The following is a 16648-nucleotide window of genomic DNA, read 5'->3' as shown; positions in this document are numbered from 1 at the left end:
GGACTCGAACCCCGGACCCGCTGATTAAGAGTCAGCTGCTCTAACCAACTGAGCTAGCGGCGCCTGCTGACGTCGTAGACCTTAGCATCCTGATCGGCGGGAGGAAAAATCGAAATCCGTACGGCCGCGCGGGCCGCCCGCACGGCCGCCCAGAGCAGGATCTCCGGGCCGGGCAGCCAGGGGTGACGGGTGTCCGGGGCCACCAGCCAGCGGGAGGCGGCCGGCTTCCCGCCCGGGGCGGGGACGGTCACCGCGTCGCCCGTGCCGTGGCACAGCAGCGGCGGAACGGCCGCGGTGCGGCCGCCGCCGGCCTGCCTGCCCCGGGCGCCCCACTCCTCCCACTCCAGCAGCGAGGGCAGCCGGTGCGCGGTCCCGGGCGCGGTGAACAGCAGCATCCGCCCGCGGTGCACGGCCACCGGCCCGGAGCCCGGACCCTCGGCCCACAGCCGGTCCAGCATCCGGCGGCCGAACATCGCCGGCGCGTTGACGACGTCGAACGCCGTGCCGCAGGGCAGTACGACCGGTGCGTCGGGGCGTTCCCGCCAGAGCGCCGGCGTGCTGCGGGGATACGTTCCTGCCGAGGCCAGCCAGGCCGCGCCGTCCGGGGTGACGGAGGCGGGGTGGTCGGCGAAGGGTTCGTTCCCGGTGCAGGTCATGTCGGTTACATCTACCGACTGTGAGTGACCGCTTCCACTCGGTTGCGGGAAACCGGGACAAGGGGAGGGGAGGCGGAGTATCTTGCCCGCCCGGCATATGCCCGAGGGGCGGGAGCCTCCGGCCGGCCCGGGTCACATGGGGTCGGCGGGGTTGGCGTGCACTCCGCCCTCGACCCCGCGCAGCAGGTCACGCCCGAAGTCGACCATCTTCTTGGCGTAGTCCTCGGTCCACTCGGCGCGCTCGGCGATGTCGGCGGGGCTCAGCCGGTCGAAGCGGCGCGGGTCGGCGAGCTGCGCCGCCGCGATCGCCTGGTACTCCACCGCGCGGTCGGCCGCTGCGCGGAACGCGAGCGTCAGCTCGGTCGCCCGCGCCAGCAGCGCCCGGGGGTCGTCGATCGACTCCAGGTCGAAGAAGTGCTCCGGGTCCGCGGCCGCGGCGGCGGGCTCGAAGAGCAGGGGCGCGGGGCGTAGCCGCGGTTCGTTGCGACGCGGCGTGGGCTCCGCCATGTCGTGTCCTCCTCGTACGGTTCGGTTGGCGCCCACCCTGAGGAAGGGCCACCGTCCATTGTCGCGCGCGGACGCAAGAGGGCGGTCCGGCCCGCCTGTGTCCATCGGCCGCCTGCGGCGGCGGGCCGGGCTCCGTCCGGCGGGCCGGCCGGGGCTGCGCTGATCGCCCGCCGGGCGGGTGGGGGTCACGGCCGCCAGGTCACGCGGTGTTCTCCGAGATGCGCCATCACCGCGTGGTTGGCCTCCCAGCCATCAGGGGCTGCGACCTTTGGCCGCCTCCGGCGGCGTGCCGGACTCCGTCCGGCGGACGGGGCGCGGCAGCCGGGGCCGTCCGGGCGGGCACCGAAGGTGTCGGTCACGGGCACCAGACCACTCGGTGCTCGGACCAGTGATCCCATGTGGACATCATCGCCTCCCAGCCATCAGGGAACTTGACCGTGACGCCCAGTTGGACCGGTTCTGTGGACGGGTGGTCGTCCAGGAGGTCGCTCACGCCTGCCCGGCAGACCACGATGCACGCGTGGCGGTGGCGGGAGGCCAGGACGCACAGGCGGCCGGTCTCCAAGTGGAAGGCGGTGGCGTCGGGGCGGCCGGAGAGCGGGTGCAGCACCACCGTGACGTCGAACTCGCGGCCCTGGAGCCGGTTCGCCGTGTCCACGGTGACGTCCGTGACGCCCAGCCCGGCCAGCGCCGCCCGGACGGCGGCCGCCTGGTCCCGGTGCGCGGTGCCGACCGCTATCCGGCCGGCGGTCAGCGGCACGGGCTCGTCCGGCGCCCGCTCCGAGACGGCCGTACCGCCCCGGGCCAGCAGCCGTGCCACGACCGACGCCACCGCGCGCACCGCTTCCGGGTCCGTGCGCGGGGTGTGCCGGGCGGGCAGCTCCAGCAGGCCCCAGCCCGACTCGGCCGCCTCGTCGATCACCCGGTCGGGACCGGAGCCGTCCGACGGCACCGCGAAGGCGAGCCGCCGGTCGCCCGGCCCGGTCCCGCTGCGGAAGGGCGTGTACGGGTAGAACGCGTCCGACACCAGCGGCGCCGCCGACGCCGGGAGCCGCCAGGACACCGGCAGCCGGTGCTGCGGCAGCCGCGGATTGTGCGCGAGCAGGGTCGTCACGGCTGACGCCGAGGGGGCGTAGGACAGCCCCGCCCACTGCTCGCTGCCGACGATCGCGAACGGGTCGAGCTGGCCCGGGTCGCCCACGAACAGCGCCCTCTCGAACAGCCCGGCCACCGCGAGCAGCGCGTCCGAACGCATCTGGTACGCCTCGTCGACGATGGCGTGCCGCCACGGCTCGTCCACCTTCACGTGCGCCCACTTCGCGGCGGTCGACAGCACCACGTCCAGGCCGGCGAGGTCACCGGCCTTCGCCGACTTCCGTACGTTCGGCAGGTCGTCCAGCGCCTTGTCGTACGGGTCGGTGTCACTGCTGTGCAGGCGGCCCACGGGCAGCTCGGGGTTCTTCTCGGCGAGCCGCAGCACGAGGTCGTCGACCTGCGCGTTGGTCTGCGCGACCACCATCAGCGGCCGTCCCGCGGCGGCCAGTTCCAGTGCCGCGCGGACCACCAGCGTGGACTTCCCGGCGCCGGGCGGGGAGTCCACGACGACTCCTCGGTGCGGGGCGTGCAGGGTGTCCCGCAGGATCGCGCCGGTCGCGCGCGCGGCCGCCGCGCCGGGGTCGAGGGCGGGCCCGGGGGCGTCCGGGCCGCGAGCGTCCGGACCGGGGGCGGTCTCCTCGGCGGGGGCGGTCAAAGCACGTCCTCCTCGGTCACGGGGTCGGCGACTTCAGGGACGGCGCCCGCCTCACCCGGCGGGCCGCCGTGGGTCCACGGGGTGTCCTCCGGGTCGGGCAGCTTCGCCCCGCCGCGCTGCTCGTGCTCGAAGAGCGTGAAGCAGACCCGGTCGCCCTTCTCCGGCACGGAACCGGCCTCGGGCTCCTTGCCGCGCCCCATCTTGTCGAGCACCCGCAGCACGAGCAGCGTCCCGTCCTCCTCCGCCGCCACGAACTCGGCCGACTGCGGCTTCCCGCCCAGCGAGCGGTACACCCGCGCGCGCTCGCCCAGGTGCGGCCGGTCGTCCGTGCGCACGGTGACCAGCGGGCGGGGGCTCGGCCGCCTGCCCTCGCTGTAGGCCATGACGACGTCGGTGACCTCCCCGGCGAACGCCTCCCCGGCCAGCCGCCGCCCCGCCATGACCAGGGGGTCGTCCAGCGCCTCCTGGGCGTCCAGCCGGGCCTGCTCGCGCTCGCGCGTGGCCAGCTTGTTCGCCGCGGTCACCGCGTCGTCGCGGCGCGGCTGCGGCGGCTCGCCCGCCAGGACCCGGTCGCGGTGCCCGGTGAAGGACCAGCGGTCGCGCGTCCACCGCTCCTCGACGTGCGCCCCCTCGGGCAGCGCCCGCAACAGGTCCAGGCCGTCCCACACCTTGTCCCAGGTGGGCAGCGTGCGGCTGCTGACCAGGGCGAGGATCTGGTCCTCGGCCGCGGTCAGCGCGCCGAGCCGCTCGTCGGCCCGGGCGCCGTCCTCGGCGGCGGCGAGGGCGGCACGCGCACGGTCGTAGCGCTCGATGGCCGGGGCGAGCAGCCTGTTGTCGAAGGCCGGGTCGGTGGCCGGGCCGGCGGGCGGGCACTCCAGTTGTCCGTCCGCGTCCCGCGCGAGCTCGGCACGCAGCGCGGCCTCGGCGCCGGACACCCCTTCCGGCGGCGCGATCCACGCGAGCAGCGCCCCGAGGTGCTGGTCCTCCAGGCTCGACTGGCCGGTGGTCCAGTGCCGGGCCAGCAGGTCGCTCATCGCGAGCAGCAGCGAGGAGCCGGGCACCCGCGCACGCTCACCGAAGTGGGTCAGCCACCGCCCGAGCAGCGGCACCCTCGGCGGCGCCGGATACGGGGTCTCGGGGTCCTGCTCGGCGGTGCGCCGGAACCGCATCGAGCGCCCGAGCAGCCGTACGAAGTCGATGCCCGCACGGCTGGGGACGATCAACTGGGGCGCGTCCGCGCACAGTTCGACCTCCACCTTGACGCGCTTGCCGGTCTCCGGGTCGGTCTCGGTGCGCTCGGCGGCCTCGACCACCCCGGCGTGGGCGTCGACGTACGGCAGGACCACATCGGCCAGTTCGGCCAGGAACGCGAATCTGAGGTCGCGGTCGCGGGGCTGCGGGACGGCCAGCAGCCGGGGCGCGTCGCGGTCCGTGCCGACCAGCGCGCCGAGCGGGGCGCCGGCCTCGCCGGCCGTGGTGAGCGGCACGAACACCAGCGGCCGGTCCGACAGATGCCGGTGCCGCACGGTCGCGGCGGGCTGGGCGCGCCCGGCCCGCACGGCCTCCAGGCGCGCGAGGGTGGCGATCAGGGACATACGGCCTCCCGGGCGGCCACGGCCGCGGGGCCGGCGGTCTCCAGGGCCTCGGCGCGCAGTGCGGCGGCCCGGCGCAGGGCGGCCACCGCCGGGTCGTCCGGGTCGCCCGCTTCGCCGTGGGCCGCCGCCAGCACATCGTCGACGGTGCCGAGGCCGCCCAACTCGGCGCGGACCGAGCGGCCGAGCGCCGTCACCGCGCCCTGTGCGCGGGACCGGGACCGGCAGTGGAAGGCCAGCTCGCAGGCGGCCAGGCACTCGGGCGCGTAGGTCGCCGGGACCGCCTCGACGGCGGCCGTCAGCTCCCCGGCGGGCAGTTCGGGCGAGAAGCACACGCCCTCGGGGAGCGTGTCCGCGATGTCCTGGATCCGGGTCAGCCGGGTCAGCTGCCGGGCGGTCACCGCGCGCTGCTTGCGCACGTCGACGGCGGAGGCGGTGGGCAGGTTGGAGAAGTCCTTGGGGCACACCAGGAGGACGCGGTGCCGCACGCGCGGGGCGGGGTCGAGGCGGGCGGCGACCTCCTCCAGCGCCAGCACGTAGACCGCCGACTGCCGGGCGGCCGCTCCGACCTTCGCGGGGTCCGCGGAGCCGTCCAGCATCGGGAAGGACTTGATCTCGACGACCGTCCAGCCGCCGTCGGGGTGGACCACCACCGCGTCCGGTTCGAGGAAGGCGGGGGAGCCCGCCACCTCGAGGGCGAGCAGGGGGTGGTCGAGCAGGGTCCAGCCGCCCGCCTCCGTGGCCTCGCGCAGCGCCAGCGCCGTACGCGCGACGCGGCCCTCGGGGCCCTGGGCGCTCAGGTCGGGGACGGTCCCGTCGCGGGGCGGCTCGGCGCGCGGGTCCAGCCGCTCGTGCACCAGCCGCAGCAGTTCGGCGCCGCCGTCGGCCTTGACCTTCGCCTCGAAGGCGTTGCCGCGGGTGAGGGCGAACTGGGACTGCCCGAAGACCGAGGGCGCCCCGAGCGCGCCCGCCAGGGCCGCCTTGTCCACGCCCGCGCCGTCCAGGATCGCGCGCCGCCTGCAGCCGGGGTTCGCGGCCAGCGCCGCGAGGGCACGGGCGTCCAGCGCCCTGGCCGCCGTGCCGGCCCCGCGCAGCTCAGCGAGCCGCTGCCGCAGCGCCGTCCCCCGCGTCCTTGGGGACGGCACCCGGCTCGGCTCCGGGAGCGGGCCGTCCTTCGCGCTGCCGTGGAAATCGCTCACCCGCCGAAGTCTGGCATCCGCCACTGACAATCGGGGAGCCGGTGCCGCCGGGGCGTCCCGTGACCGCTGTGACCCGGGCCGCCAGCAGTGCCCCGGCCCGGCCCGCGCCACGCGTCACGTACGGCGCGAGCAGCAGGCCCGCGCCCATCACGGCGACGCCCGCGACCGCGTCCAGGAAGTAGTGGTTGGCGGTGCCCATCACCACGAGCGCGGTCAGCAGCGGGTAGGCGACGCCCGCCGCCTTCGCCCAGCGGGTGCCGCCGTGGCGCCAGAGCATCACCCCGCACCACAGGGCCCAGCCCACGTGCAGGCTCGGCATCGCCGCGTACTGGTTCGTCATGCCGCCGAGCCCGCGCGGGGCGCTGGCCTGGCCGCCCCACCAGCCGTACGAGCTGTAGTGGGCCATCGTGTCCACGAAGCCGTGGCCGGGCGAGAGCAGCCGGGGCGGGCAGGTCGGCAGCAGGGTGAAGCCGATCAGGCCGATGAACGTGGACGTCATCAGCCAGGTGCGGGCCGCCCGGTAGTGCGCGGTACGGGCCCGGAACAGCCAGATCAGGGTGGCGGGCGTGACCAGGTAGTGCAGCGACGCGTACCAGAAGTCGGCCGGTACGCCGAGCCACGGCTCGCGCGTGAAGAGGCGGTTGAGGGGGTGCTCGGCGTTGAGGTGGAGCACCTTCTCCAGCCGCAGGATCACCAGGCCGTGGTCCACGGCGCTGGAGACGTCGCCGCGCGCCAGCAGCCGGCCCGCGGAGTAGCAGCCGTACACCAGGAGGATGAGCGGCAGCTCGGTCCACCAGCGCAGCCGGGTCCGCGGGGCGGTTTCGGTGCGCGCCGGCTGTGCCTCGGTCTGCGGCATCCGATGCCCCTCCCCCTGTCCGGTCGTCTCGCGGCGGTGTCCGGCGGTGCCCGGACGGTCGTGCCACCTTACGGTGTACGCGCCCGTCCCCGCGGGCCGCCCCCGGCACTCATAGACGCAGGGATCGCCCCCCGGGTTGCCCGCGCGCGGGGTGCGCGATGATGGAGGGGTTCCGCCGGAACCTGACGCTTTCTCCCGTTCTCCGGCCCCCGTACGCCCGTTCCCCCGTTCCCCCGTTCGCCCGGAAAGGTCTCCCATGGCACCGCGCATCCTGCTGGCCCGGCACGGACAGACCGAGTGGTCGTTGTCCGGCAAGCACACCGGCAGGACCGACGTGCCGCTCCTGGAGGAGGGCCGGCGCGGCGCCAAGCTGCTCGGCGAGCGGCTGCAGCGGGCTCCCTTCGACGGCCTGCCCGGCACCGAGGTCCGCACCAGCCCGCTGGCACGCGCGCGTGAGACGTGCGAGCTGGCCGGCTTCGGCGACCGCGCGATGTGCTGGGACGCGCTGATGGAGTGGGACTACGGCGCCTACGAGGGGCTGCGGCCGCAGGAGATCCTCGCCGGGCGGCCCGGCTGGCTCATCTGGCGCGACGGCGTCCCGCGCGGGGAGACGCTCGCCGAGGTGACCGCCCGTGCGGACGAGGTGGTGGCCTGGGCGCGCGCCGAGGACCGCGACGTGCTCGTCTTCGCGCACGGGCACATACTGCGGTCGATCGGCGCGCGCTGGCTCGGCCTGCCGATCGACTTCGCGGCCCGGATCCGCCTCAACCCCACGTCCCTGTCGGTACTGGGCTGGGCCTACGGCGAGCCGGCCCTGGAGAGCTGGAACGACGTGGGTCACCTGGCGGCGTAGCGGACCTGGCGCCGCTCACCCGCGCCGGACCCGGCCCCGCTCACGTGCGTGGTGCCGAGGCGTGCCTCTCCAGGAACTCCGACACCCCGGACGCCCGCCGGTGCGGCAGCAGCACCCTGGCCGTGCCCGCGAGCATCGCCTGGATGCGGGAGGACTGGACCTGGTCCAGGAGGTCCAGGACGCGCATCCCGGCGGCCGCCGCCTCGTCGGGGCGCCCGCCGCGGGCGAGGTCGTCCGCCAGCTCGGCCGTGTAGAGCGCGGTGTTCCGCGTGAAGTGCGGGTCCTGCAGCCGGGTGGCCCGGCGCGCGTGCCGCGCCGCCCGCGGCCAGTCGCCGAGCGTGGACCAGCACTGCGCCTCCAGCCCCTCCAGCTCGGCCTCGCCGTAGAAGCTCATCCACTCGGGGTCGGCGTCCGAGCAGCCGCGTTCGAAGAGGGCCTGGGCGCGTGCGAGCGCTCGCTCGCAGCCGGTGCGGTCGGCCAGCCCGGCCCAGCCGCCCGCCTCGCGCAGCGCGAGCAGCGACATCAGCCGGTCGGAGCCCAGGCCGGCGGCGGCGCGCCGGGCGGCCTGCGCGGCCCGCACCGCCTCCCGCGGCCGGCCCGCGTCGCGGGCGAGGAACGCCATGTTGCAGAAGGCGTGCGCCTCCAGGGCCGGGTCGCCGGTCATCCGGGCGGTGGCCAGGGCCTCGGAGTAGTGCGAGCGGGCGTCGTCGAAACGCCCCGAGTCGTGCGCCAGCCAGCCCACGGAGATGGCCAGTTCACCGGCGCCGGAGTGGAGCCGGTCGGCGGTGGTCTGCCGGGTGGCGCCGGCGTCGAGCAGCGCGTAGGCGGCGCGCAGCGGGGCGGCCGCGCGGCGGTAGAGGCCGTCGGCTCCGTGCCGGTCGTCGAGCAACCGGATCCTGCGGACGGCCTCCTCCAGGGCGCCGGCCTCGCTCGCGCCGGCCCTGCGGGTGGGGCGGTCCGCCGCCGAGGCGTCGTGGGCGAACCCCAGGGGGCCCAGCGAGGCGGCGGCCATCGTGGCGCCCCCTCGGGTCATGAATGCGCGACGCAGCACGTCGCTCTCCTCGTGGTCTTCGTGCGGGTGGTACGGGTCCTGCGGGTCGTGAAGGTCCTGCGGCCGGTACGGGTCCGGCTCCTGATACGGGTGGCGCGCCCCTCGCGTTTCATTCGGGGCGCGCACCGGGCTCATGGTGCGCGGCGGGGGCGCGTGGTCCTCGGCGGTGCGCGCCGCCCGTCCGCGGACGGACGAGCGGGGGGCGAACCCGAGGTCGGTGAGCGTGCGGCCGGGGAACATGTGCAGGAACACGCGTTCGTAGGCGTAGTTGGGACAGCGGATCTCACCGGCCTCGACCCGGCCGATGTAGCGCGCGTCACAGCTGACCCGCTCGCCGATCTCGCGGGCGGCCCGCCGTACCGCCGCGGCGAACTCGGCCGGCGAGCGCTGTCCGCGCAGGCGCCGGAAGGCGAGGTTCGGCCGCGGCGGCCGGGGGGACTGGGACGAGGTCACCGTCGACGACGTCATGGCCGGGTCCTCTCGTGCGAACCGTCGAACCATGCCGGGCGCGAGGCGATTTGGGTGAGTTGCCCAAGTGGCGCCCTGTTTCCGGCGAGCAAGAACGTACCTGTTGTGTCCGGCTCGCCACGCAGTGTTTGGCTACAAACCGGATATCTCATCCACGATCTGCCATGAAGTGCCATCCTTTGCGGCGGACTTCGGCCGTGCCCGTTGACGGACGCGGGGCGTTGGACCCCGTGGACCGGGAGGCGCCCGACTCCCGACCCGCTCGCTCACGAGGAGGGGTTTTCGTGGTGGAGGCCGGGATGGAGACCGAACCAAGCGCCGACCCGTGTCCGGCGCCCGCGTGCGACCTGGTGACCGTCCCGGCCCGGCAAGGCCTGGAGGCGGTCGACATCCTGCGCCGCGGCACGGGGGACGCGGTGGGGCCCGTCCTGCACGACGACGGCGGCGACACCCTGGGCTTCGTGGTCCCGGCGGGCACGGCCGCCGGATGGGACGTGCCCGGCAGCACCTGCACCCAGACCGACGGCCGAGGCCTGTGCCTGGCCCCCGAGCCCCCGGCGGAGGGCTCGGACTGGCTCCTCCCGCCCGGCGAGGCCGACCTCGCCACCGACCCCGCCGTCCTGCGCCGGGCCCTCGGCGAGGCGGCCCGCATGATCGAGGCCGCGGACAGCTGCCGCTGACCCCGGTCCCGTCCGCGCTCCGCCGGCTCGGGCGGCTGCCGCCGCGCGGGTGGGTGGCGGGGTGCGGGGCTTGCGACAATGGGTGGATGGGAAAGGCCAGGGGCGCGAGGCGTGGGCGGGAGGCGGTGGACGCCGTCACCGAGCAGGTCGACGGTGGGCTCGCCCAGCTCATACCCGACCGGGAGCGTGCGCGGGCCTGGACGCTGCTGATCGACGGGGCCCCGCAGTCGCACGTCGACCTGGACGACCCGGCGTACCTCTCCTTCGAGTACCAGCGGCGCCTCGGCCACGTCGTCGACCTCGCCGCGCCCCCCGGAAAGCCGCTGCACGCCGTCCACCTCGGCGGCGGGGCGTTCACCCTCGCCCGCTACGTCGCCGCCACCCGCCCCCGCTCCACCCAGCAGGTCGTCGAACGCGACGCCGCCCTCGTCCAACTGGTCCGCCGAGAGCTGCCCTTGGACACCGGCGCACGCATCCGGGTGCGTTCGGCCGACGCCCGCGAAGGGCTGGCGAAGGTGCCGGAGGGCTGGGCCGACCTCGTCATCGCGGACGTCTTCAGCGGCGCCCGCACGCCCGCCCACCTCACCTCCACGGAGTTCCTCGACGAGGTGCGCCGGGTGCTGCGCCCGGACGGGATCCTCGCCGCCAACCTCGCCGACGGCCCCCCGCTCGCCCACCTGCGCGGCCAGATCGCCACCGCCGCCGCCCGCTTCGGCGAACTCGCGCTGGTCGCCGATCCGGCCGTGCTGCGCGGCAAACGCTTCGGCAACGCCGTACTCGTCGCCTCCGACGCGCCGCTCCCGATCGCGGAACTGACCCGCAGGGCCGCCTCCGACCCGCACCCCGGCCGCGTCGAACACGGCCGCGCCCTCACCGACTTCACCGGCGGCGCCCCGCCCGTCACGGACGCCGACGCGGTCGCCTCGCCGGCCCCGCCGCCCTCGGTCTTCCGCTGAGGCCTCAAAAGGCCCGCAGGCCCTAGTAGTTGCCCACCTCGACGTGCGGCGGGCCGTCGTGCCAGGTGCAGATGACGGACACGCGGTTCGCGCCCGAGGTGAACTCCACGCGGATCCAGGTCTCCGTCTTCCACACCTGCATCGACCAGCCCGTGCCCGGAGTCGCCGACACCAGGGTCGCCGAGGCGGGGCCGAGGTCGAAGACCACCCGGCCGCCATCGGTGTCGTAGCTCTTGACCTGCCCGGACGTCGTGGGGGAGGGGTCGGGGCTCACCGCGGGCGCCGACGCGGAGGGGCTCGGCGCGGGGGAGGTCCGGCGGGGCGGGACGCTCGGCTTCGCCGACGGGCTCTTCGACGGGGGCGGCCGGTGCGTGGAGGACGCCAGCGGCCTCGACTCCTGCGTGGTCGCGCCGGCCGCCGTGATGGGCAGGGCGCGCGGCGGGTCGTAGGCCGTGCCCGCCATCACCGTGTGGACGCCCCACCACGACAACGTGACCGCCGCGCCGGTGGCGAGCGACCACGCCAGTACGTGTGCGAGTCCTCTAAGCATCGCGGCCATACTGCCCCACCCGCCCCACCCGTGTCGCCCGAAAGCCCCGCGGGTGAGGTTGTCCACAGGCGCCGGGAGTGCGGGCGGAGTTGTCCACAGGCCCGCACCGGGCGCTCTCGCATGGCGTACGGTGCGGCGCATGGCAAGTGTGCTCGTGGTCGAGGACGACCAGTTCGTACGCTCGGCGCTCATCCGGCATCTGACCGACGCCTCGCACACCGTGCGCAGCGTCGGCACGGCGCTCGAGGCGCTGCGCGAGGTCGCCCACATCCGTTTCGACGTGGTCGTCCTCGACCTCGGCCTGCCCGATCTGGACGGCTCCGAGGCCCTGAAGATGCTGCGCGGCATCACCGACGTGCCCGTCATCATCGCCACCGCCCGCGACGACGAGGCGGAGATCGTCCGGCTGCTCAACGCCGGGGCGGACGACTACCTGACCAAGCCGTTCTCGGTCGAGCACCTGTCCGCGCGCATGGCCGCCGTGCTGCGCAGGGCCCGCTCCGGGGCCGCCGAGGCCCCGTCCTCCACGGTCATCCGCGTCGGCGGCCTCACAGTCGACCCGCTGCGCCGCCAGGCGGAACTCGACGGCGCCCGGCTGGACCTGACGCGCCGTGAGTTCGACCTGCTGGCCTTCCTCGCCGGCCGCCCCGGAGTCGTCGTGCCCCGCCGCGAACTGCTCGCCGAGGTGTGGCAGCAGTCCTACGGCGACGACCAGACCATCGACGTCCACCTGTCCTGGCTGCGGCGCAAGCTCGGCGAGACGGCCGCCCGGCCCCGCTATCTGCACACCCTGCGGGGCGTCGGCGTGAAGCTGGAGCCGCCCGGAGCGGAGTCGCCGCGATGAGATGGGCACTGGTCAAGGTCTGCCTCGCGGTCACCACCATGGTCGTGGTCGCCTTCGCGGTCCCGCTCGGGCTCGTCATCAAGGAGATGGCCCGCGACCGTGCCTTCTCCAACGCCGAGCGGCAGGCCGCGGCGGTCGCGCCCGCGCTGTCCATCACCACCGAGCGGGAGCAGCTGGAGCGGGTCGTCGCCTCGGCCGGCTCCGACGCCCAGATGGCCGTGCACATACCCGAGGCGGACGGCAAGCAGGCCGTCGACATCGGCCGTGGCCGGGCCGCGGTCGCGGACATCGCGACCGTGCGGAAGATGGGCCGCGCCTCCACCACCGAGGTGCCCGGCGGCTCCACGCTCCTGCAGCCGGTCGCGCTGAGCTCCGGCGCCATCGCCGTGGTCGAGGTCTACGTCCCCGAGTCCGAGGTCAGCAACGGCGTAGGAACCGCCTGGGCGGTGCTCGCCGTGGTCGGCGCGGCGCTCGTCGTCGGCTCGGTCGCCGTCGCCGACCGGCTCGGCGTGCGGATGGTGCAGCCCGCGCAGCGCCTGGCCGAGGGCGCGCACGAACTGGGGGAGGGCAAGCTCGGCGCCCGGGTGCCAGAGGAGGGGCCGACCGAACTGCGGCTCGCGGCGGTGGCGTTCAACTCCATGGCCGACCAGGTCGTGCAACTCCTCGCCAACGAGAGGGAGCTGGCGGCCGACCTGTCCCACCGGCTGCGCACACCCCTGACCGTGCTGCGGCTCAACGCGGCCTCGCTCGGGGAGGGCCCGGCCGCCGACCAGACCAGGGCGGCCGTCGCCCAGCTCGAGCGCGAGGTCGACACCATCATCCGCACCGCCCGGGAGGCCAAGCCGCAGACCGCCGTCGCGGGCGCCGGCGCCGGGTGCGACGCGGCCGAAGTGGTGCGGGAGCGGATGAAGTTCTGGTCCGCGCTCGCCGAGGACGAGGGCCGCAAGTGGCGGGTGGCAGGAGTGGAGCGCCCGGTGCGCATACCGGTGGCCCGCGCCGACCTCGTGGCCGCGCTGGACGCCCTGCTCGGCAACGTGTTCCGGCACACCGCGGAGGGCACGGCGTTCGCGGTGGACGTGCACAACGGCGACGACGCGGTGATCGTGCTCGTCTCCGACGCGGGCCCCGGCATAGCCGACCCCGAGGCCGCCATGGCCCGCGGCCGGGGCTCGGGCGCCGACGGGTCCACCGGGCTCGGACTCGACATCGTGCGGCGCCTCGCCGAGTCGACCGGAGGGGACGTGCGCCTCGGTTCCTCCGTGCTCGGCGGCACGGAGGTGCGCATCTGGATACAGCTCGACGGCCGCCGGCCGGTGCGCCGCGGCCACCGCGGAGCCGTACGACGGCGCAGGCGCCTGGCGCTGCGGTGACACCGGCGACCACCGCGCCCGTGCCCCGGACGGCTCCGGGCCCGTCCCGAACCCCGCCGTCCGCCCCGCGATTGGTCTCTACCTTTAACCGCCCCCGATCCCTTCCTTAAGCGCACCCTAAGATCCTCAACCACCGTCCGGATCAGGCCGATTGCCCGATTCCCTGCCGCTAGCGTGCTGCCGCACCCCACCCCCGTGAACAGCGAAGGCAGGCACCATGAGCACGCACCGGCGCAGGATCAGCGGCAGGAACAAGGCGATAGGCGGCCTGGTCGCGGCGGCCGTGGTCGGCGGCGGAGCGCTCGTGTTCACCGGCATCGCCCAGGCGGCCGGCGTCGGTGCCGCGTACACCAGGACCAGCGACTGGTCGAGGGGTTACACCGCGCAGTACGTCGTCACCAACAACACCCAGCAGACCGAGAAGGACTGGACGCTGGAGTTCGACCTGCCGGCGGGCGCCAAGCTCAGCTCGCTGTGGAACGCCGAGTCCAGCGTCAGCGGCAGCCACGTCACCGTGAAGCCGGCCAAGTGGGACACCGCGGGGCTCGCCCCCGGCAAGTCGGTCACCGTCGGCTTCGTCGTCAACGGCAGCGGCGACCCGACCGGCTGCCGTATCGACAACGCCTCCTGTTCCGCCGACGGGGGCCCCACCCCCGAGCCGAGCGGCCGCCCCACGAAGACCGCGACGCCCACGCCGACGCCCACCCCCACCAAGACCTCCGCGCCGAGCAGCACCCCGACGCCGACCCCCACCCCCTCGCAGAGCACCGGCACCGGCACCAAGAGCAGCGCCGGCTTCGCGCCCTACGTCGACACCTCCCTCTACCCGGCCTTCGACCTCCTGGCCAGCGCCAACGCCACCGGGGTGAAGAACTACAACCTCGCCTTCATCACCGACGGCGGCGGCTGCACCCCCAAGTGGGGCGGCGTCACCGACCTCGCGAGCGACGGCGTGGCCTCCCAGATCGGCGCGCTGCGCGCCAAGGGCGGCGACGTGCGGGTCTCCTTCGGCGGTGCCGCCGGCTCGGAGCTGGGGACCACCTGCACCTCGGCGGACGCGCTCGCCGCGGCCTACGGCAAGGCCGTGGACCAGTACAAGCTCACCAAGGTCGACTTCGACATCGAGGGCGGCGCGCTGCCCAACACCGCGGCCAACACCCGCCGCGCCCAGGCCATCGCCAAGCTCCAGCAGCAGCACCCGGGCCTGGACGTCTCCTTCACCCTGCCCGTACTGCCCCAGGGGCTGACCCAGGACGGCGTCAACCTGCTCTCCGACGCCAAGTCGAACGGCGTGAAGATCTCCGCCGTCAACATCATGGCGATGGACTACGGCCCCTCCTTCAGCGGCGACATGGGCACCCTCGCCGAGCAGGCCGCCACCGCCACCCAGGCCCAGATCAAGAGCGTGCTGGGACTGTCCGACAGTGAGGCCTGGAAGACCGTCGCCGTCACCCCGATGATCGGCGTCAACGACGTCTCCTCCGAGGTCTTCAAGGTCGACGACGCCACCCAGCTGGTGAACTTCGCCAAGTCCAAGGGCATCGGCTGGCTGTCCATGTGGTCCGCCGCCCGCGACAAGAGCTGCGCCGGCGGTCCCAAGCCCACCGCCGACGCCACCTGCAGCTCCATCGCCCAGGACGCCTTCGCCTTCTCCAAGGCCTTCGGCGCCTTCAACTAGGCGCAACGCACCCGCGGCGCGAAGCCGTCGCGGGAACAACAGCCATCGCGGAAAACGGGGAACGCGCCCCGGCCGGTCCTCAACCCCCCATCCGGCCGGGGCGCGTGGTCGTCGGTCAGGCGGCCTCCACCGGGGGCAGCTGACCGGTGCGGGCCGCCTTCGCGTACCAGTGGGCGCTGGACTTCGGGGTCCGGGCCAGGGTGGCGTAGTCGACGTAGACCGCGCCGAACCGCTTGCCGTAGCCGTAGGCCCACTCGAAGTTGTCCATCAGCGACCACAGGTAGTACCCGCGCACGTCCGCGCCGTCGGTGATGGCGCGGCGCACCGCCGCCAGGTGGCCGTGCAGATAGGCGATGCGCTCCGGGTCGTGCACGCGGCCGTCGGAGTCGACCTTGTCGTCGTAGGCGGCGCCGTTCTCGGTGATGTAGAGCGGCAGGCCGGGGGCCTCGCGGGTGTAGCGCATGATCAGCTCGTGCAGCCCGGTCGGGTCGATCGTCCAGCCCATCTCCGTGCGCTCGCCCGGAGTCTGGTGGAAGGCGACGTCGTCCGCGCCCGGCCACGGCGAGTACGAGCTCGCCCCGTGACCGTCCGCGCGCGGCCCCGGCCGGCTCTCGTCCGTCGCCGACACCAGCGCCGGCGTGTAGTAGTTCAGGCCCAGCGCGTCCAGCGGCTGGTGGGCCGTGCTCAGATCGCCGTCGAGGACGAACGACCAGTCGGTGATCGACGAGGTCGCCTCCAGCAGCGTCGCCGGGTACGCCCCGTGCAGCATCGGGCCGTGGAAGACGCCGTTGGCCAGGTCGTCGATCTTGCGCACCGCAGCCAGGTCGGCCGGGGACTGCGAGAAGGGGCGCACGACCGAGGAGTTGAGGCTGACGGCGACCTGGTTGCGGGCCGGCATCACCGACCGCAGCGCCTGCGCGCCCAGCCCGTGCGCCAGGTTCAGGTGGTGGGCGGCGCGCAGCGAGGCCAGGGGCTCGGTGCGGCCGGGGGCGTGCACGCCGGAGCCGTAGCCGAGGAAGGCGCTGCACCACGGCTCGTTGAGCGTGATCCAGTTCTCCACCCGGTCGCCGAGCGCCTCGCCCACGATCCGCGCGTACTCCGCGAAACGCAGCGCGGTGTCCCGCTCGGGCCAGCCGCCCGCGTCCTCCAGCTCCTGCGGCAGGTCCCAGTGGTAGAGGGTGATCGCGGGCTTGATGCCGTGCGCCAGCAGCTCGTCGACCAGCCGGCGGTAGAAGTCCAGGCCCACCTGCACGGCGGGGCCGCGCCCGGTCGGCTGCACACGGGACCAGGAGATGGAGAAGCGGTAGGCGTTCAGGCCCAGCTCCGCCATCAGCTTCACGTCGTCGCGGTAGCGGTGGTAGTGGTCGACAGCGATGTCACCGGTGTCGCCGCCGGCCGTGCGGCCCGGGGTATGGCTGAAGGTGTCCCAGATCGAGGGCGTACGGCCGTCCTCCCGTACCGCGCCCTCGATCTGGTACGCCGAGGTCGCGGCGCCCCAGAGGAAGGCGGGAGGAAAGGTCACCGGGGTCACCGGCTGTGCGGACTCAGACATGGAAGCGCTCCCATAAGAGCTCGAGAAGACGACTGTCAGGGGGGAAGGGGGGAGAAAGGGAGAGAAGGAGAGGAAGGGAGGGAGAG

General features: G+C 74.6%; 15 protein-coding genes. 6 read left to right on the top strand and 9 right to left on the bottom strand.

Features of this window, described 5'->3' with window-relative positions:
* Positions 1 to 53: 53 nt before the first annotated feature.
* The 6 genes from IE249_RS16935 to IE249_RS16910 form a co-directional block, all read right to left on the bottom strand.
* Positions 54 to 656: a bifunctional DNA primase/polymerase gene (locus tag IE249_RS16935; protein ID WP_189705651.1), complete on the bottom strand. Its 603-nt coding sequence runs from the start codon at positions 654 to 656 to the stop codon at positions 54 to 56.
* A gap of 132 nt (positions 657 to 788) precedes the next feature.
* Positions 789 to 1163 carry a DUF8844 domain-containing protein gene (locus IE249_RS16930; protein ID WP_189705650.1) on the bottom strand — a complete coding sequence of 125 codons (375 nt, stop codon included), beginning with the start codon at positions 1161 to 1163 and terminating at the stop codon, positions 789 to 791.
* A gap of 355 nt (positions 1164 to 1518) precedes the next feature.
* The gene (locus tag IE249_RS16925; RefSeq protein WP_373304399.1) at positions 1519 to 2913 is read right to left on the bottom strand and encodes an AAA family ATPase; all 1395 of its coding nucleotides are present in this window, start codon (positions 2911 to 2913) and stop codon (positions 1519 to 1521) included.
* Positions 2910 to 4508 carry an amino acid adenylation domain-containing protein gene (locus tag IE249_RS16920; RefSeq protein ID WP_189705649.1) on the bottom strand — a complete coding sequence of 533 codons (1599 nt, stop codon included), beginning with the start codon at positions 4506 to 4508 and terminating at the stop codon, positions 2910 to 2912. The genes IE249_RS16925 and IE249_RS16920 overlap by 4 nt, the downstream gene beginning before the upstream one ends.
* A complete protein-coding gene (locus IE249_RS16915) occupies positions 4499 to 5650 on the bottom strand; it encodes a hypothetical protein (protein ID WP_189705735.1) in 1152 nt (383 codons plus the stop codon). The genes IE249_RS16920 and IE249_RS16915 overlap by 10 nt, the downstream gene beginning before the upstream one ends.
* A complete protein-coding gene (locus IE249_RS16910) occupies positions 5601 to 6560 on the bottom strand; it encodes a phosphatase PAP2 family protein (RefSeq protein ID WP_189705648.1) in 960 nt (319 codons plus the stop codon). The genes IE249_RS16915 and IE249_RS16910 overlap by 50 nt, the downstream gene beginning before the upstream one ends.
* A 256-nt stretch (positions 6561 to 6816) precedes the next feature.
* Here IE249_RS16910 and IE249_RS16905 point away from each other — a divergent pair, with 256 nt between their 5' ends.
* The gene (locus tag IE249_RS16905) at positions 6817 to 7413 is read left to right on the top strand and encodes a histidine phosphatase family protein (RefSeq protein WP_189705647.1); all 597 of its coding nucleotides are present in this window, start codon (positions 6817 to 6819) and stop codon (positions 7411 to 7413) included.
* 40 nt (positions 7414 to 7453) lie between these two features.
* Here the strand turns inward: IE249_RS16905 and IE249_RS16900 are convergent, their stop codons facing one another.
* Positions 7454 to 8932 carry an NsdA family TPR-like regulatory protein gene (locus tag IE249_RS16900; RefSeq protein WP_189705646.1) on the bottom strand — a complete coding sequence of 493 codons (1479 nt, stop codon included), beginning with the start codon at positions 8930 to 8932 and terminating at the stop codon, positions 7454 to 7456.
* Between the two features lie 299 nt (positions 8933 to 9231).
* Between IE249_RS16900 and IE249_RS16895 the strand changes: the two genes are divergently transcribed.
* Both IE249_RS16895 and IE249_RS16890 read left to right on the top strand, forming a co-directional pair.
* A complete protein-coding gene (locus tag IE249_RS16895) occupies positions 9232 to 9612 on the top strand; it encodes a hypothetical protein (protein ID WP_229858695.1) in 381 nt (126 codons plus the stop codon).
* 86 nt (positions 9613 to 9698) lie between these two features.
* Positions 9699 to 10568: a spermidine synthase gene (locus IE249_RS16890; RefSeq protein WP_189705644.1), complete on the top strand. Its 870-nt coding sequence runs from the start codon at positions 9699 to 9701 to the stop codon at positions 10566 to 10568.
* A 22-nt stretch (positions 10569 to 10590) separates the two neighbouring features.
* Here IE249_RS16890 and IE249_RS16885 read toward each other — a convergent pair whose 3' ends face one another.
* Positions 10591 to 11118, bottom strand: a complete 528-nt coding sequence (locus IE249_RS16885; RefSeq protein ID WP_189705643.1) for a hypothetical protein — start codon at positions 11116 to 11118, stop codon at positions 10591 to 10593.
* A 139-nt stretch (positions 11119 to 11257) separates the two neighbouring features.
* Between IE249_RS16885 and IE249_RS16880 the strand changes: the two genes are divergently transcribed.
* The 3 genes from IE249_RS16880 to IE249_RS16870 all read left to right on the top strand — a co-directional run bounded on the left by IE249_RS16880 (position 11258) and on the right by IE249_RS16870 (position 15010).
* Complete coding sequence (locus IE249_RS16880) at positions 11258 to 11962, top strand: response regulator transcription factor (protein ID WP_189705642.1); 705 nt, start codon at positions 11258 to 11260, stop codon at positions 11960 to 11962.
* On the top strand, positions 11959 to 13332 hold the full coding sequence (locus tag IE249_RS16875; protein WP_189705641.1) for a sensor histidine kinase: 1374 nt from the start codon (positions 11959 to 11961) through the stop codon (positions 13330 to 13332). The genes IE249_RS16880 and IE249_RS16875 overlap by 4 nt, the downstream gene beginning before the upstream one ends.
* A gap of 217 nt (positions 13333 to 13549) precedes the next feature.
* On the top strand, positions 13550 to 15010 hold the full coding sequence (locus tag IE249_RS16870) for a glycoside hydrolase family 18 protein (RefSeq protein WP_189705640.1): 1461 nt from the start codon (positions 13550 to 13552) through the stop codon (positions 15008 to 15010).
* A gap of 115 nt (positions 15011 to 15125) precedes the next feature.
* On the opposite strand, the gene IE249_RS16865 is transcribed toward IE249_RS16870, so the two are convergent.
* A complete protein-coding gene (locus IE249_RS16865; RefSeq protein WP_189705639.1) occupies positions 15126 to 16562 on the bottom strand; it encodes a GH1 family beta-glucosidase in 1437 nt (478 codons plus the stop codon).
* Between the last annotated feature and the right edge of the window lie 86 nt (positions 16563 to 16648).

This window comes from Streptomyces anandii JCM 4720 (genome assembly GCF_014650655.1).
In the GTDB taxonomy this organism is placed as follows: domain Bacteria; phylum Actinomycetota; class Actinomycetes; order Streptomycetales; family Streptomycetaceae; genus Streptomyces; species Streptomyces anandii.
The sequence above is the reverse complement of the archived record's forward strand: the minus strand, read 5'-3'. Positions and strand labels throughout refer to the sequence as shown.